The 23,086-nt window shown below is 51.0% G+C and carries 20 protein-coding genes; 13 read left to right on the top strand and 7 right to left on the bottom strand.

Annotated elements, in window-relative coordinates; genetic code table 11:
- Window positions 1–50: 50 nt before the first annotated feature.
- The 10 genes from hscA to ACOTSW_RS07640 all read left to right on the top strand — a co-directional run bounded on the left by hscA (window position 51) and on the right by ACOTSW_RS07640 (window position 10,993).
- Window positions 51–1,916 carry a Fe-S protein assembly chaperone HscA gene (gene hscA, locus ACOTSW_RS07685; protein ID WP_423681990.1) on the top strand — a complete coding sequence of 622 codons (1,866 nt, stop codon included), beginning with the start codon at window positions 51–53 and terminating at the stop codon, window positions 1,914–1,916.
- Between the two features lie 48 nt (window positions 1,917–1,964).
- Window positions 1,965–2,303 carry an ISC system 2Fe-2S type ferredoxin gene (gene fdx / locus ACOTSW_RS07680; protein WP_423681988.1) on the top strand — a complete coding sequence of 113 codons (339 nt, stop codon included), beginning with the start codon at window positions 1,965–1,967 and terminating at the stop codon, window positions 2,301–2,303.
- 14 nt (window positions 2,304–2,317) lie between these two features.
- Complete coding sequence (gene iscX, locus ACOTSW_RS07675) at window positions 2,318–2,512, top strand: Fe-S cluster assembly protein IscX (RefSeq protein WP_423681987.1); 195 nt, start codon at window positions 2,318–2,320, stop codon at window positions 2,510–2,512.
- A gap of 243 nt (window positions 2,513–2,755) precedes the next feature.
- Window positions 2,756–4,369: a sensor histidine kinase gene (locus ACOTSW_RS07670; RefSeq protein ID WP_423681986.1), complete on the top strand. Its 1,614-nt coding sequence runs from the start codon at window positions 2,756–2,758 to the stop codon at window positions 4,367–4,369.
- Between the two features lie 236 nt (window positions 4,370–4,605).
- Entirely contained in the window at window positions 4,606–5,400 is a 795-nt protein-coding gene (locus tag ACOTSW_RS07665; RefSeq protein ID WP_423681984.1) for a thymidylate synthase, read from the top strand.
- Between the two features lie 23 nt (window positions 5,401–5,423).
- Complete coding sequence (locus ACOTSW_RS07660; protein ID WP_423681983.1) at window positions 5,424–5,906, top strand: dihydrofolate reductase; 483 nt, start codon at window positions 5,424–5,426, stop codon at window positions 5,904–5,906.
- Window positions 5,907–5,917: 11 nt separating this feature from the next.
- Window positions 5,918–6,487: a DUF4337 domain-containing protein gene (locus tag ACOTSW_RS07655; RefSeq protein WP_423681982.1), complete on the top strand. Its 570-nt coding sequence runs from the start codon at window positions 5,918–5,920 to the stop codon at window positions 6,485–6,487.
- Window positions 6,488–6,502: 15 nt separating this feature from the next.
- Window positions 6,503–7,291 carry a MipA/OmpV family protein gene (locus tag ACOTSW_RS07650; RefSeq protein ID WP_423681980.1) on the top strand — a complete coding sequence of 263 codons (789 nt, stop codon included), beginning with the start codon at window positions 6,503–6,505 and terminating at the stop codon, window positions 7,289–7,291.
- Between the two features lie 303 nt (window positions 7,292–7,594).
- The gene (locus ACOTSW_RS07645; RefSeq protein ID WP_423681978.1) at window positions 7,595–9,865 is read left to right on the top strand and encodes an Orn/Lys/Arg decarboxylase N-terminal domain-containing protein; all 2,271 of its coding nucleotides are present in this window, start codon (window positions 7,595–7,597) and stop codon (window positions 9,863–9,865) included.
- Between the two features lie 207 nt (window positions 9,866–10,072).
- On the top strand, window positions 10,073–10,993 hold the full coding sequence (locus ACOTSW_RS07640; protein ID WP_423681977.1) for a flagellar brake protein: 921 nt from the start codon (window positions 10,073–10,075) through the stop codon (window positions 10,991–10,993).
- A gap of 87 nt (window positions 10,994–11,080) precedes the next feature.
- Here the strand turns inward: ACOTSW_RS07640 and dcd are convergent, their stop codons facing one another.
- The 5 genes from dcd to ACOTSW_RS07615 form a co-directional block, all read right to left on the bottom strand.
- A complete protein-coding gene (gene dcd, locus ACOTSW_RS07635) occupies window positions 11,081–11,647 on the bottom strand; it encodes a dCTP deaminase (protein WP_423681975.1) in 567 nt (188 codons plus the stop codon).
- Between the two features lie 128 nt (window positions 11,648–11,775).
- Complete coding sequence (locus ACOTSW_RS07630) at window positions 11,776–12,795, bottom strand: XdhC family protein (protein ID WP_423681974.1); 1,020 nt, start codon at window positions 12,793–12,795, stop codon at window positions 11,776–11,778.
- 222 nt (window positions 12,796–13,017) lie between these two features.
- The gene (locus ACOTSW_RS07625; protein WP_423681973.1) at window positions 13,018–13,824 is read right to left on the bottom strand and encodes a substrate-binding domain-containing protein; all 807 of its coding nucleotides are present in this window, start codon (window positions 13,822–13,824) and stop codon (window positions 13,018–13,020) included.
- A 285-nt stretch (window positions 13,825–14,109) separates the two neighbouring features.
- Window positions 14,110–14,337, bottom strand: coding sequence for a DUF1653 domain-containing protein (locus tag ACOTSW_RS07620; protein WP_423681972.1), 228 nt, complete (start codon window positions 14,335–14,337; stop codon window positions 14,110–14,112).
- An 85-nt stretch (window positions 14,338–14,422) separates the two neighbouring features.
- Window positions 14,423–15,046, bottom strand: coding sequence for a PolC-type DNA polymerase III (locus ACOTSW_RS07615; protein WP_423681971.1), 624 nt, complete (start codon window positions 15,044–15,046; stop codon window positions 14,423–14,425).
- 235 nt (window positions 15,047–15,281) lie between these two features.
- Between ACOTSW_RS07615 and ACOTSW_RS07610 the strand changes: the two genes are divergently transcribed.
- The 3 genes from ACOTSW_RS07610 to ACOTSW_RS07600 all read left to right on the top strand — a co-directional run bounded on the left by ACOTSW_RS07610 (window position 15,282) and on the right by ACOTSW_RS07600 (window position 19,481).
- The gene (locus ACOTSW_RS07610) at window positions 15,282–16,574 is read left to right on the top strand and encodes an MFS transporter (protein WP_423681970.1); all 1,293 of its coding nucleotides are present in this window, start codon (window positions 15,282–15,284) and stop codon (window positions 16,572–16,574) included.
- A 207-nt stretch (window positions 16,575–16,781) separates the two neighbouring features.
- The gene (locus ACOTSW_RS07605) at window positions 16,782–19,040 is read left to right on the top strand and encodes an OPT family oligopeptide transporter (protein WP_423681969.1); all 2,259 of its coding nucleotides are present in this window, start codon (window positions 16,782–16,784) and stop codon (window positions 19,038–19,040) included.
- A gap of 174 nt (window positions 19,041–19,214) precedes the next feature.
- Entirely contained in the window at window positions 19,215–19,481 is a 267-nt protein-coding gene (locus tag ACOTSW_RS07600) for a hypothetical protein (protein ID WP_423681968.1), read from the top strand.
- A 53-nt stretch (window positions 19,482–19,534) separates the two neighbouring features.
- Here the strand turns inward: ACOTSW_RS07600 and flgL are convergent, their stop codons facing one another.
- A complete protein-coding gene (flgL, locus tag ACOTSW_RS07595; RefSeq protein WP_423681967.1) occupies window positions 19,535–20,749 on the bottom strand; it encodes a flagellar hook-associated protein FlgL in 1,215 nt (404 codons plus the stop codon).
- A 7-nt stretch (window positions 20,750–20,756) separates the two neighbouring features.
- On the bottom strand, window positions 20,757–23,003 hold the full coding sequence (flgK, locus tag ACOTSW_RS07590; protein WP_423681966.1) for a flagellar hook-associated protein FlgK: 2,247 nt from the start codon (window positions 23,001–23,003) through the stop codon (window positions 20,757–20,759).
- Window positions 23,004–23,086 lie beyond the last annotated feature (83 nt).

Below are 23,086 nucleotides of genomic sequence, written 5' to 3'. Positions count from 1 at the left end.
CGCGCATGACTGCGCCCATCTGATGGCTTGCCATCCACGTAGATAACACCATGGCTTTACTGCAGATTTCCGAACCCGGCATGTCCACAGCTCCGCACCAGCACCGTCTGGCAGTCGGAATTGATCTTGGTACGACTAACTCTCTGGTCGCGACTGTACGCAACAGTATTCCCGAAGTATTGAATGATGAAGAAGGACGCCCTTTGCTTCCGTCTGTCGTCCGTTATCTTCCTAACGGTCATGCACATATCGGCTTTAAAGCACAGGCAGAACAAAGTAACGATCCGAAAAATACGATTGTCTCCGTCAAACGGTTTATGGGCCGCGGTCTGAAAGATATCGCTCACGCTGAGAGTCTGCCTTACGATTTTTTCGATGCCCCGGGCATGGTGCAGATCAACACGATCGCCGGCATTAAAAGTCCGGTCGAAGTATCCGCGCAGATTCTCGCCACACTGCGTCAGCAAGCCGAAGATGTACTGGGCGACGATCTGGTCGGTGCTGTCATTACCGTTCCTGCTTACTTTGATGATGCGCAACGGCAGGCAACCAAAGACGCCGCCAAACTCGCTGGTCTCAATGTATTGCGATTGCTGAATGAGCCAACCGCCGCTGCGATTGCATACGGTCTGGATAATGCATCGGAAGGCACTTACGCAGTCTATGATCTGGGCGGCGGGACTTTCGATATTTCGATACTGAAAATGAGCAAAGGCGTATTTGAAGTTTTATCGACCGGCGGCGATTCTGCTCTCGGCGGCGATGACTTTGATCATAGGCTGTTTTGCTGGATTTTGCAGGAATCGCAACTGGCCCCGTTATCTGACGAAGATACCAGCACGCTGATGATCAAGGCGCGCGAAGCCAAAGAAATTTTATCCAGCAAGACCAGCACGTATATCGACGCAAAACTGAATTCAGGCGAAAGCGTACATCTGCAGATCAGCGCCGCGCAGTTCGCAGAGATGACGCAGAATCTGGTGCTGAAAACCATTACACCTTGCCGCAAAGCCTTACGCGATGCAGGTTTGTCGGCGGATGACATCGATGGCGTGGTACTAGTCGGCGGTGCGACACGTATGCCGCATGTACGTAAAGCAGTCGGTGAATTTTTCCATACGATGCCGCTGGCAAATATCGATCCGGATAAAGTCGTTGCTCTCGGTGCAGCAATACAGGCTAATCTGCTGGCCGGCAATCGCGCACCCGGTGATGACTGGCTGCTGCTGGACGTGATTCCGCTGTCGCTGGGCGTGGAAACCATGGGTGGACTTGCAGAAAAAGTTATTCCACGTAATTCCACCATTCCCTGTGCCCGCGCACAAGAATTCACGACATTCAAAGATGGCCAGACGGCAATGGCGATCCATGTCGTGCAAGGCGAACGTGAACTGGTCAGCGACTGCCGCTCACTGGCGCGTTTTGAATTGCGTGGCATTCCGCCAATGGCGGCAGGTGCCGCACGTATCCGCATCACATATCAGGTAGACGCCGACGGATTACTTTCAGTTTCTGCACGCGAATTGCGCTCCGGCGTTGAGGCCAGCATTACCGTCAAACCGTCGTATGGCTTGGCCGATGACGACATCACACGCATGTTGCAGGATTCATTCAGTTCCGCAGATAAAGATATGCAGCAACGGGCGTTGCGCGAAGAGCAGGTCGAGGCAGAAAGAATTTTGCTGGCAACCCAATCGGCATTAGAAGCCGATCGTCATCTGATTTCAGACGCTGAATACGATGCTATCTCGCAACTGATGCAACAAGTAAAACATCTGGCACAGCAAGACGACCACCAGGCTTTACATAACGCGATTACCGATCTGGCGCACGGTACCGAAGAGTTTGCGGCACGCCGCATGGATCAGAGCGTACGCTCTGCCCTGGCTGGAAAAACACTTGACGAGATCGCCTGATTTCCGCCGCATCGCCACTGGCCAACACTGACTAATACTGAGACTGACATGCCACAAATTACCGTTCTGCCCCACCCTCAACTTTGCCCCGAAGGTACCGTGATCGAAGTACCGGAAGGTAAATCCCTGTGTGAAGCCCTGGTTGAAAACGATGTTGAAATCGAACACGCATGTGAAATGTCATGCGCCTGCACCACATGCCACGTGGTCATACGCGAAGGCTTCCAGTCACTGAATGCCTCGTCTGACGATGAAGAAGATTTACTCGATGCCGCATGGGGACTGGAAGCTACTTCCCGTCTGTCTTGTCAGGTGAAACTGGGCAAGCAGAACATCACGATAGAGATTCCGAAATACACGATCAATCACGCCCGCGAAAATCACTGAACAAGGTGGCCACCATGAAATGGTCTGAAATACATCGCATCGCCGAAGCTTTATACGATCAATATCCGGATGTTAATCCCCTGAGCTTAAGCTTCACTGACCTGCATAACCGCATCGTCGATCTTGCAGAGTTTGACGACGATCACGCGCGTGGCGGAGAAAAAGTTCTCGAAGCAATCCAGGCCGCCTGGATAGAAGAAGCCAAATAAAAAAGCTATTTGTTGCTATCTCAACGCAATGCATGTGGATTGCACAAACAATCACATGCATATCTTGCTCAAAAACAAAAAACCTCTTAATATTTCCTGATTGTCTACCGATTTGCCGATGCAGCATCCTGCATCTCCGGTCGCCCGGTTGACTCGTCTGACATTGTGCTCAGGATCAGTTCGCAACCAGTACAACTGATCCCCCCGGCATTCCACACAACTGTGACGTTCAAGGACATAGTAATGCGGTTTCGAAACTTTCTTTCTTCCATCCGCAGCCGCATCACCCTACGCCTTGCTATTATCCTCGCGGTCATCTTCGGTGTCGCAGTTCCCGCAGCCATTCTCGTTCCTTACCATCTGAGCACGATAGAAAACGCGGCAAGGATTCGCAATAACGAAGATCACAAGCGTCTGGTTGATATTTTGTCTGTGATTCTGAGCGAACCGTTATGGCAAATCACACCGGAAATCGCGAATATTTCGAGCGAAGTTGTTTATTCCGATCCGCGCGTTGCGAAGATCGAAGTCATCACCCTGCCAGACCGCAAAGAATTCATTAAAAATGACGTTCACATGCAAAACCAGGTGGGACCATTCACCAGCATGGTTCGTGAGATCAAGCACGGCGGCCAGGTCATCGGTGAAGTCAAACTGACACTTGCTGAAGATTTACTGCGCGAAAGCCTGCGTTCTGACTTCCGCCGTTATGTGACAACCGCCGTGCTCTCACTGTTTCTGGCAATCGTCTTTATTCTGATGGTATTGCAATGGCGTCTGGTCAAACCAGTGCGCTTACTGATGGATGAGTCTGACCGCCTCGCCAATGGCGAACTGAATGCACCGATCAACCTCAATCGCGAAGATGAGTTAGGTCACCTCGCGAACAGTCTGGAAATGACCCGTCAGGCGCTTAAACGCTCCTTTGGCGAACTCGAAATCAAAAACCAGCAATTACTGGAATACTCAGGCACGCTGGAATCCAAAGTACGGCAAAGAACGCAAGAACTGGAATCGGTTAACCGCAACCTTGAAGCTGCGCTGCACAACGTTAACACCGCGCAATCTGAGCTGGCGCGGGTAGAACGCATGGCAGCACTGGGTTCCATGGTCGCCGGGGTCGCGCATGAGCTGAATACACCGCTGGGCAACTGTCTGCTGGTCGCCAGCACACTCGAAGAAGAAACCCGTCAGTTGCTGAAAATGGTGGAAGATAATCAAATCAGACGTTCCGACCTGACCCGTTATGCGACCACCGCACTGGATTCATCCAAACTGTTATTGCGCGGCTTACAGCAATCCGCGCATCTGGTCGGTGATTTCAAGCAGGTCGCAGTCGATCAGTCGAGCGCGCAACGACGTACTTTTGGCCTGAAAGTCACACTGCAGGAATTATCTGCATTGCTGCATTCCAGTCTGCGCAAAACACCATTCACACTGGAGCTGGATATTCCTGACGATATCGAGCTCAATAGTTATCCGGGCTTACTGGGACAAGTCTTCAATAATCTCGTCAATAACTCCGTCATCCACGGGTTAGAAGGTCGTAGCCACGGCGTTATGCACTGTACTGCAGTCAAACAAGGTGAATTCGTCCTCATCATCTTCACCGATGATGGCAAGGGCATACCACCAGAAATTATCAACCGCATCTTTGAGCCGTTTTTCACCACCAAGTTTGGTCAGGGCGGCAGCGGTCTTGGCCTGAGCATCACGTTTAACATTATCACCAATGTACTTGGCGGCACGATTCATGTCTCGAGCAAACCGGATCAGGGTTCCCGCTTTGAAATCAGATTACCGCTGGTCGCACCGGGCGATAATCATTCTAACGATCCGCTGCTGACAGAGAGTTAATCCGGCTTAAAAATACTCCCCCCAGTATATAAAAAACCCCAATGCTGATGCTGAGATTCAGCCGGTTTTGCTAATTTATAGAGGGAGTATCAAAAATACTCGTTTTTCCCGCAGCGCAACACTTGCCGTATCGTATGCAGTGCAACAAATACTATTGTTCACACAACGACGCCTGCAGGCAGATGCCCGCCTGATGTATACTGCTGCCTCATTTCGTACAGTTTTACCCCATTTCTATGCGTCAATACCTCGAATTCATGCGTCACGTACGCGATCACGGAACAAAAAAAACTGACCGTACCGGTACCGGCACTGTGTCCGTTTTCGGCTATCAGATGCGTTTTGACCTGAATGAGGGTTTTCCGCTGGTCACGACAAAAAAACTGCATCTGAAATCCATCGTTCATGAGCTGATCTGGTTCCTGGCCGGGTCCACCAATATCAAGTATCTCAAAGACAATGGCGTTTCTATATGGGACGACTGGGCCGATGAGAATGGCGATCTCGGGCCTGTCTATGGCTCGCAATGGCGCAACTGGCCCACGCCGGACGGCCAGCATATCGATCAAATCCAGCAGCTGATCGAGCAAATCAAAAGCAATCCTGACTCGCGTCGTTTAGTCGTTTCGGCATGGAATGTGGCCGATATTCCACAAATGAAACTGCCGCCTTGCCATGCGCTGTTTCAGTTTTATGTCGCCGACGGCAAACTGTCTTGTCAGCTTTATCAGCGCAGCGCCGATATTTTCCTCGGGGTGCCGTTTAATATCGCCTCGTATGCCCTGCTGACGCACATGATTGCGCAGCAAACAGGTCTTGGTGTTGGCGACTTTATCTGGACCGGCGGTGATTGCCACTTGTATTCAAATCACATGGAACAGGTTGATTTGCAATTATCGCGTGCGCCGCTACCGTTGCCGCAGCTGGTCATTCAGCGCCAGCCAGCATCGATTTTCGATTACAAGTTTGAGGATTTCGAATTCCGCAACTACGAATTCCATCCGCATATCAAAGCACCGGTTGCGGTGTAAAAAAAGAAACGAAAGTCATCAGCATGTCATCCATGACCATTATCGTCGCCACGGATAGCCAGTCAGGCATAGGCATCAATAACGCCCTACCCTGGCATTTGCCGGAAGATCTGGCACATTTCAAACGGACAACCAGCGGTCATCCGATTATTATGGGACGCAAGACTTTTGAGTCCATCGGGCGACCACTGCCGAACCGGCGTAATATCGTCATCAGCCGCAATCCGGCGTGGCAGCATGAAGGAGTAGAAACCTATCCTTCGATAGAGGCGGCACAGGCGGCAACACATGGTCAGGATGCTTTCATCATCGGCGGTGCGCAAATTTATCAGCAGGCATTACCGCTCGCCGATAAATTGATCGTCACCGAAATCGGCCAGGCATTTGCCTGCGACGCTTTCTTTCCGGCGATAGCGCCAGAGGTATGGAAAGAAACGCAACGCGAAGAGCATTTTTCAGAACAAAAACAATTACATTACGCATTCGTTACATACGAAAAAATTTAAAGGGAAACACGATGTCAGGACACGGCTTTCACGTACACGGCCCACATGACCATGAATTAGAGCATGCAGCGCATGGTAACGATGATTTTGCCAGCCGTATTGCGGTCATGACCGCGATTATGGCAACCGTCGGCGCCTTGTTTGGTTACGAAGGTGGCGCTACACAAAATGACGCAGCCATGTTTAAAAATGAAGCAGCGATCAAAAAGACTGAAGCAGCGAACCAATGGAATTTTTATCAGTCAAAATCGAGTAAGCAAAATCTGGCTGAACTCGCCATGGTATTGCCCGGTGCCGACGCAGAAAAATACAAAGTCAAGGTAGCCCGTTACGAAAGCGAGAAAGAAGCAATCAAGAAAGACGCGGAAAAACTCGAAGCTGAATCGAAAGAATGGGAAGAAAAATCAGAAAACGCCTTGCATCAGCACCATCGCTGGGCGCAGGCAATGACGGCGGTGCAGATTGCTATTTCGCTGGCCGCCATCACATTACTGACTAAAAAGAAATGGTTGCAATATGCATCGTATGGTGTGGCCGGTATTGGTGTAGCGCTTGCCGGGCTCGCCTGGTTTCATATTTAATATTGAGAGATCAGAATGAAAAAACTTATCAGTCTTATTTTACTGGTCAGTGCCTGTTCAGCGCAGGCGCAGACAGCGGAATTCGTCAATCTGGTTCCTGAAGCGTATTTAGCGAAAGATGTGAACTTTTCCCTCGGCGGTGCCGTATTGTTCATCCCTAAATACAAAGGTTCCGATGAACACCGCGTTGCCGCTTATCCCCTGTTCGACGCACAATGGAAAAATGGCGCGTTTTTCAGCGCATTCAACGGCCTGGGCTATAACTTCTCTAAAAACGCCAGCTTGCAATATGGCCTGCGCATGTCGCTGGAAGCTGCGCGTGACGAATCCCGTTCTGGCAAATTGCGTGGACTCGGCGACGTCAGCACCGCGCTGGAACCCGGCGCATTCCTGAATTACTCGTTCAATCCGAATTATTCTCTGGTGTCGTCGTTACGCTATGGTTCCGGCGTCGATCATAATGGCTTGCAAGTCAGCCTCGGTGCCCGTGCAACAACCGCGCTCAACAAAGATCACCGGATCTCAGCCAGCATCGGTGCAAACTGGGCTAATAGTCATTATGCACAATCCTATTTCGGCGTGAATGCACGTCAGTCGGCTGCCAGCGGTTATGCGCAATTCACGCCTTCCGCCGGTATCACCGATGTCCGCCTTGGTGCGAGCTGGCACTGGACTATCGATACCAACTGGTCGCTGACGACCGGCGCCTCCATCAGCCGCTTGTCTGGCGATGCAGCGAAAAGTCCGTTCGTTTTTGACAAAACACCGGTCACCGTCTTCTCTGCGGCAAGTTATCGCTTCTGAGTCATACGCATGCTGACCGCGAAAGTGAGTATCGGCAGCGGTACTCACTTTTTTGTTTTTATATAGCGTTTTTAATCAGGAAAACGCGCCTCAATTAGCTTTTTTAACATCAAAAAATAGCGATATTCCGCAGTAAATGACAATCCCGTGAAATTACACTCCGATTGCTTAAAATCACTGTTTTTTTTCACATAACGGACCACATATCTGAGAGAATTCGCTTCTTTGAATTTTTCGGCGCGCAAGCGGTTGATTTAACTTGCCCAGGCGTCTCCCCAGTACCAGGCTTTTTTGGAGACCTCAATGAAATTCCGCTTCCCCATCGTCATCATTGACGAAGACTTCCGTTCTGAAAACACCTCAGGTCTCGGCATTCGCGCGCTCGCCGATGCGATCGAAACTGAGGGCATGGAAGTGCTGGGTGTGACCAGCTATGGCGATTTATCCCAGTTTGCGCAACAGCAATCGCGCGCGTCTGCCTTCATACTCTCGATTGATGATGAAGAATTTGGCGGCGGTACTGACGAAGAAACCGATTACGCGCTGAAATCGCTGCGCGCCTTCGTCGAAGAAATCCGCTACAAAAATGCGGATATCCCGATTTATCTGTACGGCGAGACCCGCACGTCGCGCCATATTCCGAATGATATTCTGCGCGAATTACATGGCTTCATTCATATGTTTGAAGACACGCCCGAATTCGTCGCGCGCCACATCATCCGTGAAGCAAAATCGTATCTGGATAGTCTGGCGCCACCATTCTTCCGCGCGCTGGTGCATTATGCGAATGATGGTTCATATTCGTGGCACTGCCCGGGTCACTCCGGCGGCGTAGCGTTTTTAAAATCACCGATCGGCCAGATGTTTCATCAGTTTTTTGGTGAAAACATGCTGCGTGCAGACGTCTGTAACGCGGTGGAAGAACTCGGTCAGTTGCTCGATCATACCGGCCCGGTGGCTGCTTCTGAAAGGAATGCCGCACGCATTTTCAATGCTGATCACTGCTACTTCGTCACTAACGGCACCTCGACCTCGAACAAGATGGTATGGCATTCCACTGTCGCGCCCGGCGACATCGTGGTCGTTGACCGCAACTGCCATAAATCGATTTTGCATTCGATTATTATGTGCGGCGCAATTCCGGTCTTCCTGATGCCGACCCGTAATCACCTTGGCATTATTGGCCCGATTCCGCTGGAAGAATTCAGCATGGAAAGCATACGTCGCAAAATCGAGGCGAACCCGTTTGCACGCGAAGCTAAAAATAAGAAGCCACGTATTCTGACCATCACACAATCGACTTACGATGGTGTGCTGTACAACGTTGAAGTGCTGAAAGACTTGCTGGATGGCGAAATCGACACGCTGCATTTCGACGAAGCCTGGTTGCCACATGCGACCTTCCATGAGTTCTACAAAGACATGCATGCGATAGGCAAAGACAGGCCACGCGCTAAGCAATCGATGATTTTCTCTACGCAATCGACACACAAATTGCTGGCAGGGATTTCTCAGGCATCGCAAATTCTGGTGCGCGAATCGCAAACCGTTAAACTGGATCGCGACAGCTTCAATGAAGCTTACCTGATGCATACATCAACCTCGCCGCAATATTCCATCATCGCCTCATGCGACGTCGCTGCAGCCATGATGGAAGCACCGGGCGGCACTGCACTGGTAGAAGAGTCGATTCTGGAAGCACTGGATTTCCGCCGTGCGATGCGTAAAGTCGATCAGGAATGGGGCAAAGACTGGTGGTTCCAGGTATGGGGACCGGAAGAATTTGCAGACGACGGTATAGGCTCACGTGAAGACTGGGTGATCCGTGCGGAAGACAACTGGCATGGTTTCGGCAACCTCGCATCGGGCTTCAACATGCTCGATCCGATCAAGGCAACCATTGTCACCCCGGGCTTGTCGCTGGAAGGTAAATTTGGCGACACCGGTATCCCGGCGTCCATCGTGACCAAGTATCTGGCGGAACACGGCGTCATTGTTGAAAAATGCGGACTGTATTCCTTCTTCATCATGTTTACCATCGGCATTACCAAAGGCCGCTGGAACACATTGCTGACAGCATTGCAGCAATTCAAAGATGACTACGACAAAAACCAGCCTATCTGGCGCATTTTGCCTGAGTTTGCGGCAGCAAATCCACGCTATGAAGGTGCCGGACTCAAAGACCTTTGCCAAGGTATTCATGAAGCCTACAAAGGTCATGATGTCGCCCGTCTGACCACGGAAATGTATCTGTCTGATATGCAACCGGCGATGAAACCATCCGATGCGTTTGCGATGATGGCGCACCGGGAAATTGAACGCGTCTCCATCGATGAACTGGAAGGACGTGTCACCGCGATTCTGCTGACACCGTATCCACCGGGTATTCCGCTGCTGATTCCGGGCGAGCGTTTCAACCGCACCATCGTTGATTATCTGCGTTTCGTCCGCGACTTCAATGAGCGTTTCCCGGGTTTTGAAACAGATTGCCATGGACTGGTCAAAGCAGAGATGGATGGCAAACTCGGTTACTTTGTTGACTGCGTGAAACTTGGCGCAGAAAACACCAAATAAGCCTCACTCCGATTCTGATACAACAGCAAAAGCGCCTGAAAATCTTTCAATTTTCAGGCGCTTGTTTTATTGTTACAAACAATCATGCAACACCGGAATAACTGTACGGTCTGGCAGTAAAAAAACAGTCGGAAGCCCTGATCTCTGGTCAGCCTGCCGTCAACAAGTGAATAACAATGCGCTGCGGCCAATTGATGGAAAAAACAGATGGGTGAAATCCAAGGATTAATGTCTCTGAAACACGCCGACGTTAGTGTTGGTCAGACCATTCACTGGCCCATATACAATGAGGCAGGTCAGATACTGTTTAAATCAGGCGTCCATGTCACGGATCAGCAGCAGCTGAATCATCTGTTAGAAGTCGGCTACTGTGATGCGAATCATTTGTGGGACAGTATTCCGTCAAAACTACCCAGCCTCGAGCAACTCAGCACCAAAACCACACCGGATACGACATCAAAGCCTGCCGAGCTCAATAAGGAAAGCATCGTTGAGCTCGACAGCGTACGCTGGGCAGTCGGCGAAGTGTTTCATCTGCAAACTCACGATCAGGCAGCGACCCGTTACACGGTCAGACTGATAGGCTATGTGAAAAATAAATCACTGCTCGTCACGGCACCGACGATCGACGGAAGAGCTGCATCAATACGGGAAGGACAAGCTTTTATCATCCGCGCATTCCCAGGTAAAAAAGCCTATGCATTCACTGCCAACCTGATCAAATATGTCTACACACCCTTTTCTTATCTGCATCTGAGCTATCCGAAACAAGTCCGCTCGACAACCATCCGTCAGGGTGCAAGGGCAACGGTCAGGATCATTGCATCCATCACGATCGGCCATCCGGAGCAGACTGCCGCCGCCACGCTGGGAGATATCAGCATGGGGGGAACCTCCGGGATATTGAAAAAATCCATAGGAAAAAAAGGCGATACAGGTGTCATCAAATTCAAAGTGAATGCCGCCGGTAACGATGAATATCTGGTACTGGACGTGATACTGCGCTCAGTGGCCGCCACGGAAACAGGCGACGAATTCCGCCTCGGTTTTGAGTTCATTAACCTGACACCGCAATCCCGATTGATTCTGTCGGCATTCGTGCATCAGACACTCGCCGAAATGGATTAAAGCACGAGAAAAATGCGTCAGCAAATAAAAACGGACGGCAAATTCGCCATCCGTTTTCTTACCTGCAACAATCTGAAATTTAGCGCATCAGGTTTTCGGCAAGGTCACGCCATACTGCCCCTGATATTTGCCGCCACGATCTTTATATGAAGTCTCACAGACTTCGTCGCTTTCGAAAAACAAGACCTGCGCACAACCTTCGCCGGCATAAATCTTGGCTGGCAACGGTGTCGTGTTAGAAAATTCCAGCGTCACATAACCTTCCCATTCAGGCTCAAACGGCGTCACGTTAACGATAATCCCACAGCGCGCGTAGGTTGATTTACCGAGGCAAATCGTCAGTACATTACGCGGAATACGGAAATATTCCATGGTTCTTGCCAGCGCAAAAGAGTTCGGCGGAATAATGCAGACATCGCCTTTGAAATCGACAAATGATTTTTCATCGAAATTTTTCGGATCGACGATGGTGCTGTTGATATTGGTGAAGATTTTGAATTCGTCGGCGCAACGAATATCGTAGCCATACGATGAAGTGCCGTAGCTGACGATACGCTGACCATCGCGTTCACGTACCTGACCAGCCTCAAACGGCTCGATCATATTCATCGACTCCGCCATGCGGCGTATCCATTTATCTGATTTGATACTCATGCAAAATCTCCTGCCCGATTAATATTGGGTGGAATTCTACGCGAAATCGCTCCGTGCATTAAGCTTATTACGCAGCTTATTACATACCCAGCGCTGCAGAAAACGGATATCGCGGCGATTCGCGATGATCAGACACCGCAATACGCTTCAGAGGCAAGCTGAGCCGCAAGTAATTTGGCTTCTTCAACCCGGGTTCCGGCGGGAAGCTGAACTTTGTTTTTGACGGCGGTCATTTCCGCCAGAATTGAAATCGCAATCTCAGCCGGTGTCTTACTACCGATATACAAGCCGACAGGGCCATGCAATTTTGCGAGTTGCGCGTCGCTGACATCAAACTGTTTCAAACGCTCGCGCCGCTTCGCATTGTTCAGACGGGAACCAATTGCACCGACGTAGAACGCTTCGGTCTTTAACGCTTCCATCAGTGCCAGATCATCGAGTTTAGGATCATGCGTCAAAGCCACCACGGCGCTGCGGCTGTCGAGCTGCATTTCCAGCACAAGATCATCCGGCATCGCATGAACGACCTGCACACCATCCACCTGCCAGCCGACACGATATTCTTCACGCGGATCACACACGGTCACCTGATAATCCATACCAACGGCAATGCCCGCCAGAAAACGGGATAACTGACCAGCGCCGATAATCAGCAAGCGCCAGCGCGGGCCATGTACAGTAATCAGGCGCTCAGACGTCAGCATCAGTTGCGCGTTTGCATCGGCCTTCGCCAGCGTGACGTCACCCGAGGCCAGATCCACGGTTCGTGCTGTGAGTTCGTGCCCGGCAAGTCGGTCAAGTAATTCACCTATTCTGCTGCGATCAGTCAGCGGCTCTATCGCCAGTTGTATCGTACCGCCGCAAGGCAGACCAAAACGATGCGCCTCATCTGCGGTAATACCGTAAGTGACAATTTCCGGGACAATGCGGGTAATGCCATGCTGCTGTACCCGGGCGATCAGATCATCTTCTATGCAGCCGCCGGACACAGAACCAATCACGCGACCATCTTCGCAAATACCCAGCATAGAACCTTCGGGACGCGGGCTGGAACCCCAGGTTTTGATCACTGTCACCAACTCGCAGCGGAGCCCGCTCCTGATCCAGGCATCGCAGGATTTGAGCACTTCGAGATCAACACTATCCATAATGATTGTTCATGGTGGTAAGACATCGGTCAGGGTCTTCAACTGACGAACACCCTTGCCATAAAAACGAAAAACTGAAAAGTAAAAGGAAATCCGCTTATCGATTGTCTGGAATTTACACAAAATTGCTCCGGCAAGGCATGGCGACGAAGGCATTCGGACAGTACGACCGGGAGCCACAACGTCACCGAAGCGGTTTTGCGTAAGTCCTGTTATTGTTAATTATTGCTTTTTGTAAGAAGGAAAAAACAATTGCTGTCCGTCAACCTTGAAGTCAGCAATTTTTTTCTGACCTTCTGCCGAGGTCATCCACTCGATCAGGCTATTGGCGCCACGAATATTGATGTCCTTGTACTTCGCAGGATTAACCGCGATGATGCCGTAAGGATTAAACATTTTAGGATCGCCCTCGACCTGCACTGCCAACCCAGTTTTCGCTTTATACGCTCCGTAAGTCGCGCGGTCAGTCAGGGTGTATGCCTGCATCTGCGCAGCCATCGTCAGCACTTCCCCCATCCCCAGACCGGCAGATACATAGGCGCTGCCCGCGGGTTTTACGCCCGCTTCTTTCCAGTACGCCTGCTCCATCTGATCGGTACCGGAATTGTCACCACGCGAAATAAATTTCGCTTTGCTCGCCACCAGTTTGCGCAGTGCATTGATCACATCTTTGCTGCCTTTCAGTCCGGCTGGATCTTCCGTGGGTCCAACGATGATGAAGTCGTTATACATGACATCGCGGCGGTTAATACCGTGACCTTCGGCAACGAATTTATCTTCTGCTGCACGCGCATGTACCAGCGTGACATCGACGTCGCCGTTTTTCGCCAGTTCCAGCGCCTTGCCTGTACCGACGGAAATCACATGCACCTTCATGTGCGTTTTCGCTTCAAAGTCCGGCAGAATGGCTTTCAGTAAGCCGGAATTTTCGGTACTGGTCGTGGTGGACAGGCGCAGCACTTCCTGAGCGCTGAGTTGCGTCTGTGCGCCGAGCAAAGTCAGTGATATGGCAAGAATAAAGCGTTTCATCATTTCTCCTGTTCCTGTAAGTGAGTGGTGTTATTTTCGCATGAAACCTGTTTGCTCTCGTGACAACGGTATCGTGTGGGAGTGTCGTCTGGGCAGCAGTTCCGTCGCATCAGTTTGCTGTGACACCCTTTGTCTTAGCGATAAATTGGGGAGTATGTGCCAATTTCACCTTCATGTCCTTATAAACAAAGGGGGTTTAAATATACTGGGGGGGAGTATATTTCAGGGTTCCGAAGGCAGTTGATGAACGCAATTTCAGCGTCTGACACCCGTTATTGCCCAATCTTACGATGACAAGCGCTGCACCTCATCGTCGTCTATCGCGGCGAAACGTGGCACATGAACACCATTCACTTCCACCGTTTCAAAAAACACCGATTTCGGACGAGTCCAGATACTACCGTTATGGGAACGATAAACGATCACCGGGCTGAGATCGGATTCCTGTATCGCTTCACAGACCAGTTCATAAACACCACCTTTGTAGTGCCGGTATTTTTGTGGCTGGTTCATCGTCAGCATTCCTTCAACAATTCAACATCAGGTCGAGATTATGCCTCGTCTGCAGCAAATCTGCTGACGGTGCCGGATGACCAGCTTACGCGAGGGCAAACTGTTTCCGCAAAAATGCCGGCACCTTGGCAGCGCTGAGCTGATTCACCGCAATCAGTAATTGCGGATCAATCGCCGCCACCGCATAACGACGGCGCAACTCTTCTGCCACATGCAGCATCAGCGCGGCAGTGACTTCGGCGTCGGCCTCTGCCCTGTGCGCAGCGCCCTGAAAACGGATGCCGAGTGCAGACGCGAGCCGCCCCAGTGAATAGCTCTCCATGCCCGGAAAAATCCGCCGCGCCAGCTTGACTGAACAAACCAGTCCATCATGTTCGGGCCACAAACCCTGACGATCACTTTCGGCTTTCAGAAACTTTTCATCGAAACTCGCGTTATGCGCGACCAGAGTATCGTTACCGATAAAATCCACCAGCGCCGGCATCACCTCTGTGACAGCCGGAGCTTGATCCACCATGGCCTGCGTGATACCGGTCAGCTCAGTGATGAAATACGGAATACGTACGCCGCAATTAATCAGGGACACGTAGCGATCAACGACTTCGCCCCCCACCACGCGTAAAGCCGCCACTTCGGTCACCCGACCACCCTGCTCCGGACTCATGCCCGAGGTTTCAAAGTCGATTACCACTATTGCTTGTGCAAACATATTTCTTATTCACCGGAACTAAAACTGCGTAAAAATATCTACCATCCTCATGCTGCACACCTCTAATATGCCTGTGCATGCTGGCTACCAGCGCTAAAAATGCAAACGACGGCATCCCCAGTACCGATGTCCTACATTGTAATCGCGGATGACCGCGGTGCCGCATGTGATGATCTCAGTCTGCACGACCATGTCCCGGACTATCGTGTGAACAAAACAAAATCCGACGCCACTCATGCGCAAAAATTTTTTACAAAAGCGATTTTCACTGCCAGCCAACGATCTGTTACGGGATCGGATCTACCGTCGCCTGTGGACGTCGATACTGATCAGCTCATTCGGCGCACAGATCACTATGCTGGCGTTGCCACTGACCGCCGCGGTGATGCTCAATGCCAGCGCCAGCCAGATGGGCATACTGACGATGATGGAAACGCTGCCGTTTGTATTGTTGTCGCTGCCTACCGGGGTCTGGCTTGACCGTATGCGCAAATTGCCGGTCTATATCGCTGGCGAAACTATCATAGGATTGGCCGTCGTCAGCGTACCGGTGGCGTGGTGGCTGGAGTTGGTGAGCATGCGCTGGTTGTATGTCGTCGGTTTCATCATTGGCATGGTCAATACCATGGCGGGAACCGCTGCACAAATCGTTCTCACACAAATCGTACCGCGGGAACGTCTGGTCGAAGCACATGCCAAAAATGCGTTGGCGACTTCCGGTGCTGAAGTTGCCGGACCAGCCACTGCCGGCGCCCTGATCAAATTGCTCGGTGCACCGGTCGCCTTGATCGCCGATGCTGCATTGCTGATCAGCTCGGCAATCATACTGCGTGGCATCAACGTCACCGAACACCGGCCGGTTGCGACGGATTCAGCTTTCTGGCGAGACCTGAGAGCCGGTATTCATTTTGTCGCTAAAAAACCTTTATTACTGGCGCTTGCCGCTACCGTCGGCGGCTGGCAACTTTGCTACAACGCAGCGCTGGTTGTGCAGATTTTATATGCTACCCGTACGCTCGGCCTCTCCGAGCAGACTGTCGGCCTGAGTTACATGGGCATGGGCGTCGGTACCATTCTTGCCAGCGTTTACGGTTACCGCATCAGCCGCGCAATCGGACCGGGGCCATGTATGGTGTTGGGTATCACGATCTGCGGTGCCGGCTGGAGTTTGCTAGCCATCGCGCCGGCCAATCAATGGGGTATTGTCTCATTCGCGCTGATGCTGATGTGTTATTCCGTTGGCGCGGTGCTGATTTTCATTAATTTTCTCGCCTTGCGGCAGGCCGTGACTCCTGAACCTATGCTGGGACGCATGACCAGTACCATGCGCTGGCTGATCCTGTTACCGGCTGGCCCCGGTGCGCTGATCGGCGGCTGGATGGGTGAACACGCCGGCCTGCATAATTCGCTGGCGTTCGCTGGCGCCACAGCTCTGATACTGGCTGCATTCGCGTGGCGCAATCCGATTATTCGCGGCATCAGCGTGTTACCGAGCTTAAGCCCACAGGAAGAACGGCAATCGTTATGAGCAGCCGTGTTGACGATGCGGCGTTACAGACATATTTTCAGACACGGTGCGCATACGATTGCGCAGAAAAGAAAAAAAGCGTGATAATGCGCGATCGGTGTTCATTGCTTATCGTTTAAGAAAATGTCTTAACGATCAGTGATTTCAGGCGGGCCCGGGGGAATCAAACAATACGGGCTCTTCATTGACAATAAAAAAGGTAATTCAATGCCAAAAGAAACGTCAGCTTCTTCATTCAAGCCGTACATACCGGCATCGGCACAGCTACCGGAAATGACCGCGCGCGCCTTAATCATGGGTGTCATTCTCGGCATGATCTTCGGTGCTTCTTCATTGTATCTGGTGCTCAAAGTCGGCTTAACGGTCAGTGCATCGATTCCGGTCGCTGTCATCGCCATCACGCTGTTCCGCTTGTTTAACAAGTTCGGTGGTAAAGATTCAACTATCCTTGAAAACAGTATTACGCAGACCGCCGGCTCTGCAGGTGAGTCGCTGGCATTTGGTCTTGGTGTCACCATGCCGGCGATTCTGATTCTGGGTTTTGATCTGGAAATTTCGCGCGTGATGCTGGTCGGCTGTCTCGGTGGATTGCTGGGCATTCTGATGATGATTCCCATGCGCCGGACAATGATCGTCGAAAAACATGGCGAACTGAAATATCCTGAAGGTACGGCATGCGCGGAAGTATTGAAAGCCGCAGCGACCGATACCTCACGCGAAGCGGCCGGAGAAAGCAGCAACCCGCATGCACAGGACGATGCCAACCGCCGCGCTAAAATTATTTTTGCAGGTTTCGGCATAGGCTTGCTGTACAAAATTGCGAACGTTGCATTTAAAGGCTGGAAAGACACACCGGAAGTCACGTTCGGCGCACCGCTCAAAGCTGGTTCCCTGGGCGCGGAAGTGTCCCCAGAATTACTCGGCGTTGGCTACATCATCGGACCGCGTATCGCCGCCGTGATGGCTGCGGGCGGCGTCATGTCTTACCTGCTGCTGATTCCGATGATCAAATTTTTTGGCGATGCGCTGCTAACGCCTCTGGCACCGGCGACCAAACTCATCAGCGAGATGAGCCCGCATGATATCCGCAGCTCGTATATTCTTTACATCGGTGCCGGTGCCGTTGCGGCAGGCGGTCTGATCAGCCTGGTGCGTGCGATGCCAACCATCTGGCGCAGCCTTTCGGCGGGTCTGGCTGGTATGCGCAATGGTAAAAATGATGCTGCTGCGACATTGCGCACGGATCAGGATATTCCGATGAAATGGGTTGTGATCGGCGCGCTTGCCATCATTGCCATCATCACCTTTGCCACACCATTGCACATGAATTTTCTCGGTGCTTTGCTGATTCTGGTATTCGGTTTTCTGTTTGTGACCGTCTCCTCGCGCCTGACAGGTGAAATCGGCTCCTCATCTAATCCGATTTCCGGCATGACAGTGGCCACGCTGTTATTCACTTGCCTGATTTTCTTGCTGATGGGCTGGACTGGTGGTCAGTATTACGTTACTGCTTTGTCGGTCGGCGCGATTGTCTGTATCGCATCGAGCAATGGCGGCACGACTTCGCAAGACTTAAAAACCGGCTATCTGGTGGGATCAACGCCACGCCTGCAGCAATACGCGATTCTGGCCGGTGCCCTTTCTTCAGCGCTGATACTCGGCCCTATTCTGTTGAAACTGAATGATGCGGGTACCGTCTACGTCCCTGCCGCACAGGTCGCACCGGCATTGAGCACCGACGCCAGCAAACTGACGGAAACCGCCAGTTTGCAAGGTCCGCAGGCAGAGCAGGATAAAGCGAGTTACAAAGTCTGGCACAAAACTGATACGGTTGGCGGCCCGGCAGGTAAATATCTGGTCGATAACGCAGGCAAAGCCGTGTATCTGGTTGATCCGGGTATCAATGGTGCTTACAACAAGCGCCCGGACGGTACGGAAGTCAAGAAATATGATGCGCCGAAAGCCGTACTGATGTCTTACATCATCAAGGGCATACTCGATCAGCAACTGCCGTGGACACTGGTCTTGTTTGGCGTGATGATCGCACTGGTACTGGAAATGGCGGGCATTCCTTCGCTGGCCTTTGCAGTCGGCGTTTACCTGCCATTGTCTTCGTCCGCACCTTTGTTTATCGGTGGCATGATACGCTGGCTGGTGGACCGCCGTAACAACAAACTTGATCAATATAAGTCGCTGAACGCGGAAGAAATGCAGGCCGCTGGCGACCGCAGTTCCGGTGTATTGCTTTCCTCCGGTTACATTGCCGGTGGCGCACTGGCAGGTATCGTGATTGCGTTTACCGCCGGTATCCTGACAGGATTCGACAAAGCGATCGGTGACTGGGCTACTGCGCATAATCCATTCTTTGAAGGTGCTTACGCGAATGGATTAACGCTGATTCCGTATGCAGTCATCATTCTGACCCTGTATCTGGTTGCCCGTGAAAAGAATGTGAAAGCAAACTGAAACAGACTGATCCAACCTGACTTCGCAGGCTCGGAAACGAGTCGCGACAGAATAAAAAAGGACTTAAATCCATGCTGGGATTTAAGTCCTTTTTTCATGAGAGCAGGCAGCAGACTTCTTCGAGCAGAAGTTTGCCAGTACAATGGCATACGCCTTTAATTTGATCAAACATTCATGTCCACCACACCTGTCACCGATTGCAAAAATCAAACCGTCGCCATTGGCGATATCGTCCGCATCGTCACCTTGAGTAAAAAATTTATCAATAACTTCCCGGAAGACGAACGCATCTTGATTGAATCGATGATAGGGCAATTTTTTAAAGTCATCGACTTGGACGAAGATGGTTATCCATGCGTCATGCGGGAATGGCACGATGAGCGCGGTCTACTGCAGACCCATGTAATTGCTCTCGATTCAGAAGAAATGGAAAAGGTGTGAATCTGCCGATCTGACAGAGACACACCTTAAAAAATAATGCGCAGAAAAACGATTTAATTAATGTAATTAAACAATGACAGTCCGGCAGTTTTCACAAATGATTGCTGCGCTGCCTGCAAAGTCGTCTGCTGCTGCGACAGGGATGTCAGCGCTTTCACATAATCCAAGTCCTGAATATCCGATAATGCAGATTTGTAATTCAGCGAATTGGCTGAACCAAAACTATCCAGATCATCAATTTCCTTCAGACTTGCACCTAACTGCGCACGTGCAGTTAGTACATTACTCAAGGACGCATCCAGATTATTATTTCCCTGAGCCAATGCAGCAGCAAGGTCTTTCTTCGCGCTGCTGGTCGTTGCCGGCGTGTTGAGCGCATTAATAATGTCAGTCAGCGTTTCAAAAATGTTCTGATTACCCGGCTGCACACTGAAATGATCTCCCGGTCCCGGAGCACCCGGTGTGTTGGTCAGCGTGATGTCCATCCCATCCACCGTCACCGTGGCCGGACTGGTGTAGGGAGTGCTGGGCACAACGACGACGCCAGTCGTTTTGTTCGTAACAGTGAAATTCAAACCGGTTGAGTCAAATGCAATATCGTAATTCTGACCAGTCAATGCATTCGCTGTCGGCGCATTGATACTGACGGCAGCCACAACCTGCCCGTTGTTTGATGGATTCGGAACAACATTAAATTGACCCGGCGAGGTACGGATATTTTCAAAAATCTGCGTTCCGGGGGGGCTCAGAGGCAATTGACGGGATGTTTCGACTTGCAGATACCGTTGTCCCTGGTCACCATTATAAACAGCTCCATTAATCGTCTTGGTATAAGGTGCGGTAGTCGTTGAGAAGCCGGAGAACAAATAAGCACCCGTGCCATCGGTTGTATTTGCCAGGCCTAACAACTGATCGAGATTGCTCTGCATTTCAACCGCAATGTAACCGCGATCCTTATCGTTCAGCGTACCGTTACCGGCGTTGACAATCAGGGTCTTCAGATTTTGCAGCGTCGTCGTGACATTGCCGAGAGTACTCTCTGCCATACGCAGGTTATCTTTAGCATTCCCACGATTCACGGCATACTGCTCATTGATTGCGTCTGCCTGTGTGATCACCAAAGCACGTGCGGAACCGATAGGATCATCCGCTGGCGTGAGTATCTTGCGCTCGGAAGCAATCTGTTGTTGCGTACGGTTCAGAGAAGATTGCAGATCGCTGATGCGGGAACCACCGCCCTCATAGATCATACTGGTACTGATGCGCATATATTACCTACCTTCCGATGGCCAGTATTGCGTCGAATAACTGACTGGCAATCTGCATCAATTTACCGGCAGCCTGATATGCCTGCTGGTATTTAAGTAAATTGGCGGCTTCCTCATCAAGATTCACGCCAGAGATGGATTGCTGATTGTCGGTTGCATTTTTCAGCAGGGTTGCTTCAGATGCTGTCGTGATTCCCAACTCGTGGGTTTTATTGCCGACCTGACTTACAAATTGCGCATAAGCACCTTGTATCGTCGTGGTGCTGCCAACCATGCTGTTTTTTGTCTGTATTCCCGCCAACAGCAGAGCATTCCGGTTATCGCCAGAGCCCGTCACATTTGCCGAAATATTAAAAACATCGCTGTTTGACGGCGTGCCGGATAAAGTAAAGCTTGTACCTGAGTAGCTATAAGTTGCGCCATCAAAGTAAGGAACCGCGCTTCCCGCCGGATATGTTGTTGATGTTGTCCCTCTGGTGACAGTCACATTTGCATTGGCAGGGAATCCAGTCAGGGTGTTACCGGCGGAATTGAAAGTCAGCTTGGATGCTGCAACAGGGACAGACGGCGATACAGTAAAAGTATCCCCGTTTGCCGGTGCACCAGAACTGTTCTGGATCGTGAAATTCATGCCAGAAAAGCTGATTTTTGCCCCGTTTGTGTATGGTACTGTCGCAGGAGGAGCATAATTCGTCGTTGTCGCTCCCACGGTCACAGAAACGCTGACTCCGGCTGGAAACCCGGTCAAAGAACCACCTGAATACGTCAGTGTTACCGGTGGCGTGACAGAAGAAGCGGAGAAAGAACTATCCGTTTTAACCGGGCTGATCGTGGCAGTCGCCGAGGTTGATGCACTCGCGACAGCCGAATCGACAGTACCGACTGAAATTTTTCCACTCCCGATATTCGTTGTCGGTGCAGCTGTTTTGATTGCCGCAGCGACCGCAATTTTTGATGGATCAATCATATCCACGGAAAAACCGGCTGCTGCAGCCAGAGTTGGACGGATCAAAAATTCATCACCAGCCGCGGGCTGCGTAGCCGGCGGCTGCGGAAATTCCATCGTGATACCGTCAACTCTGATCGGCTGTGATGTCGCGGTCTGGGTCTGCCCATCCGAGACACGGATGATGCGGTAATTTCCGGGACTGGTTACCTGCAGACGGTAATCGCTGGTTGTCAGGGCGCTGACATCGGAAATAGTCGCGTTAACATCAGCATTGGTTGTGTTTGATGTGCTTGGTGTTGTGATCGGCTGAGGAATGTTAAAAAACTTTCCGCCAGTAGCACCATTTAAATCCTGCCCCAGTGCATGCTGCTCGTTGAACGCAGTCGCGATACCGATAGCAACACGACCGATCGCATTCTGCGCCGGATCCAATGTATTCGCACGAAAATCAAACAAACCACCTAACACACCGCCCGGCAAACCATTTTCCGCAATTTGTACGGACGTACCGTTAGCCGAGTAGGACACTTCAGCTCTGGTCGAGTCAGTTTTAGAGACGCTCAATTCGAGCTGGTTAACGACGCCTCCTAATACGAGAGGTTGGCCGTTACCGATAAAGACATTATATTTATTATCCTGAGGAATCACCGTCACTTTGGTGTATTTCGACATCTCAGTGATTAACTGGTCTCGCTGATCCAGCAAATCGTTTGGAGGCGAACCTGTGGTGCTGACCGATTTCGCTATCGTCTCATTCAGGCTCGCGACCTGCGTCGCATAGGTATTGATCTGACTGATCGCACCGCCGATCTGACCATTAACGTTCTCACGTATTTCATCCAGACGTGTCTGCAAACTATTGAAACGGCCGGCTAAGGACTGTGCACTGGATAAAACAGCCTGACGTGCTGCCGCACCGGCGGTTCCGTTCGGGCTTGCTGAAAGGTTTTGTATCGACGTAAAAAATTCTTGCAGAGCAGGTGTTACACCAGCCGTGGGATCTGCAATCAGGTTATTGATCTGTTGAATCTGAGAATAATACGCGTCAGCCTGATTCTTGGTTGTCTGCGTCGCATTGACTTGCTGACTGATAAATGCGTCGTACTGGCGTTGTATCTGGCTGATAGAAACGCCCTGTCCGACAAAAGAACCGCCGAGCAACTGCGGCGCATTTGCCGATTGCAATACGACCTGACGGTTATAGCCTGGCGTTCCGGCATTGGCAATATTATGTCCCGTGGTACTAATTCCCATTTGGGCAGCGGCCAATGCAGTTTGCCCGATATTCAGAATATTTGTACCCATAATTTAACCTATTGATTATTTGAGCTTTGTTCAGCTATCACCTTGATGTTTTCGGTGAAAAACCCAAAAACTTTAATATGATA

The sequence above is a fragment of the Undibacterium sp. WLHG33 genome (genome assembly GCF_049544815.1).
Classification (GTDB): Bacteria; Pseudomonadota; Gammaproteobacteria; order Burkholderiales; family Burkholderiaceae_D; genus Undibacterium.
This window is presented reverse-complemented; position numbering and strand designations above follow the sequence as displayed.

Excerpts from the sequence above, each read along its gene's own strand:
- hscA (WP_423681990.1), top strand. The coding sequence starts at position 51 with ATGGCTTTACTGCAGATTTCCGAACCCGGCATGTCCACAGCTCCGCAC.
- fdx (WP_423681988.1), top strand. The coding sequence starts at position 1,965 with ATGCCACAAATTACCGTTCTGCCCCACCCTCAACTTTGCCCCGAAGGT.
- iscX (WP_423681987.1), top strand. The coding sequence starts at position 2,318 with ATGAAATGGTCTGAAATACATCGCATCGCCGAAGCTTTATACGATCAA.
- ACOTSW_RS07670 (WP_423681986.1), top strand. The coding sequence starts at position 2,756 with ATGCGGTTTCGAAACTTTCTTTCTTCCATCCGCAGCCGCATCACCCTA.
- ACOTSW_RS07665 (WP_423681984.1), top strand. The coding sequence starts at position 4,606 with ATGCGTCAATACCTCGAATTCATGCGTCACGTACGCGATCACGGAACA.
- ACOTSW_RS07660 (WP_423681983.1), top strand. The coding sequence starts at position 5,424 with ATGTCATCCATGACCATTATCGTCGCCACGGATAGCCAGTCAGGCATA.
- ACOTSW_RS07655 (WP_423681982.1), top strand. The coding sequence starts at position 5,918 with ATGTCAGGACACGGCTTTCACGTACACGGCCCACATGACCATGAATTA.
- ACOTSW_RS07650 (WP_423681980.1), top strand. The coding sequence starts at position 6,503 with ATGAAAAAACTTATCAGTCTTATTTTACTGGTCAGTGCCTGTTCAGCG.
- ACOTSW_RS07645 (WP_423681978.1), top strand. The coding sequence starts at position 7,595 with ATGAAATTCCGCTTCCCCATCGTCATCATTGACGAAGACTTCCGTTCT.
- ACOTSW_RS07640 (WP_423681977.1), top strand. The coding sequence starts at position 10,073 with ATGGGTGAAATCCAAGGATTAATGTCTCTGAAACACGCCGACGTTAGT.
- dcd (WP_423681975.1), bottom strand. The coding sequence starts at position 11,647 with ATGAGTATCAAATCAGATAAATGGATACGCCGCATGGCGGAGTCGATG.
- ACOTSW_RS07630 (WP_423681974.1), bottom strand. The coding sequence starts at position 12,795 with ATGGATAGTGTTGATCTCGAAGTGCTCAAATCCTGCGATGCCTGGATC.
- ACOTSW_RS07625 (WP_423681973.1), bottom strand. The coding sequence starts at position 13,824 with ATGAAACGCTTTATTCTTGCCATATCACTGACTTTGCTCGGCGCACAG.
- ACOTSW_RS07620 (WP_423681972.1), bottom strand. The coding sequence starts at position 14,337 with ATGAACCAGCCACAAAAATACCGGCACTACAAAGGTGGTGTTTATGAA.
- ACOTSW_RS07615 (WP_423681971.1), bottom strand. The coding sequence starts at position 15,046 with ATGTTTGCACAAGCAATAGTGGTAATCGACTTTGAAACCTCGGGCATG.
- ACOTSW_RS07610 (WP_423681970.1), top strand. The coding sequence starts at position 15,282 with ATGCGCAAAAATTTTTTACAAAAGCGATTTTCACTGCCAGCCAACGAT.
- ACOTSW_RS07605 (WP_423681969.1), top strand. The coding sequence starts at position 16,782 with ATGCCAAAAGAAACGTCAGCTTCTTCATTCAAGCCGTACATACCGGCA.
- ACOTSW_RS07600 (WP_423681968.1), top strand. The coding sequence starts at position 19,215 with ATGTCCACCACACCTGTCACCGATTGCAAAAATCAAACCGTCGCCATT.
- flgL (WP_423681967.1), bottom strand. The coding sequence starts at position 20,749 with ATGCGCATCAGTACCAGTATGATCTATGAGGGCGGTGGTTCCCGCATC.
- flgK (WP_423681966.1), bottom strand. The coding sequence starts at position 23,003 with ATGGGTACAAATATTCTGAATATCGGGCAAACTGCATTGGCCGCTGCC.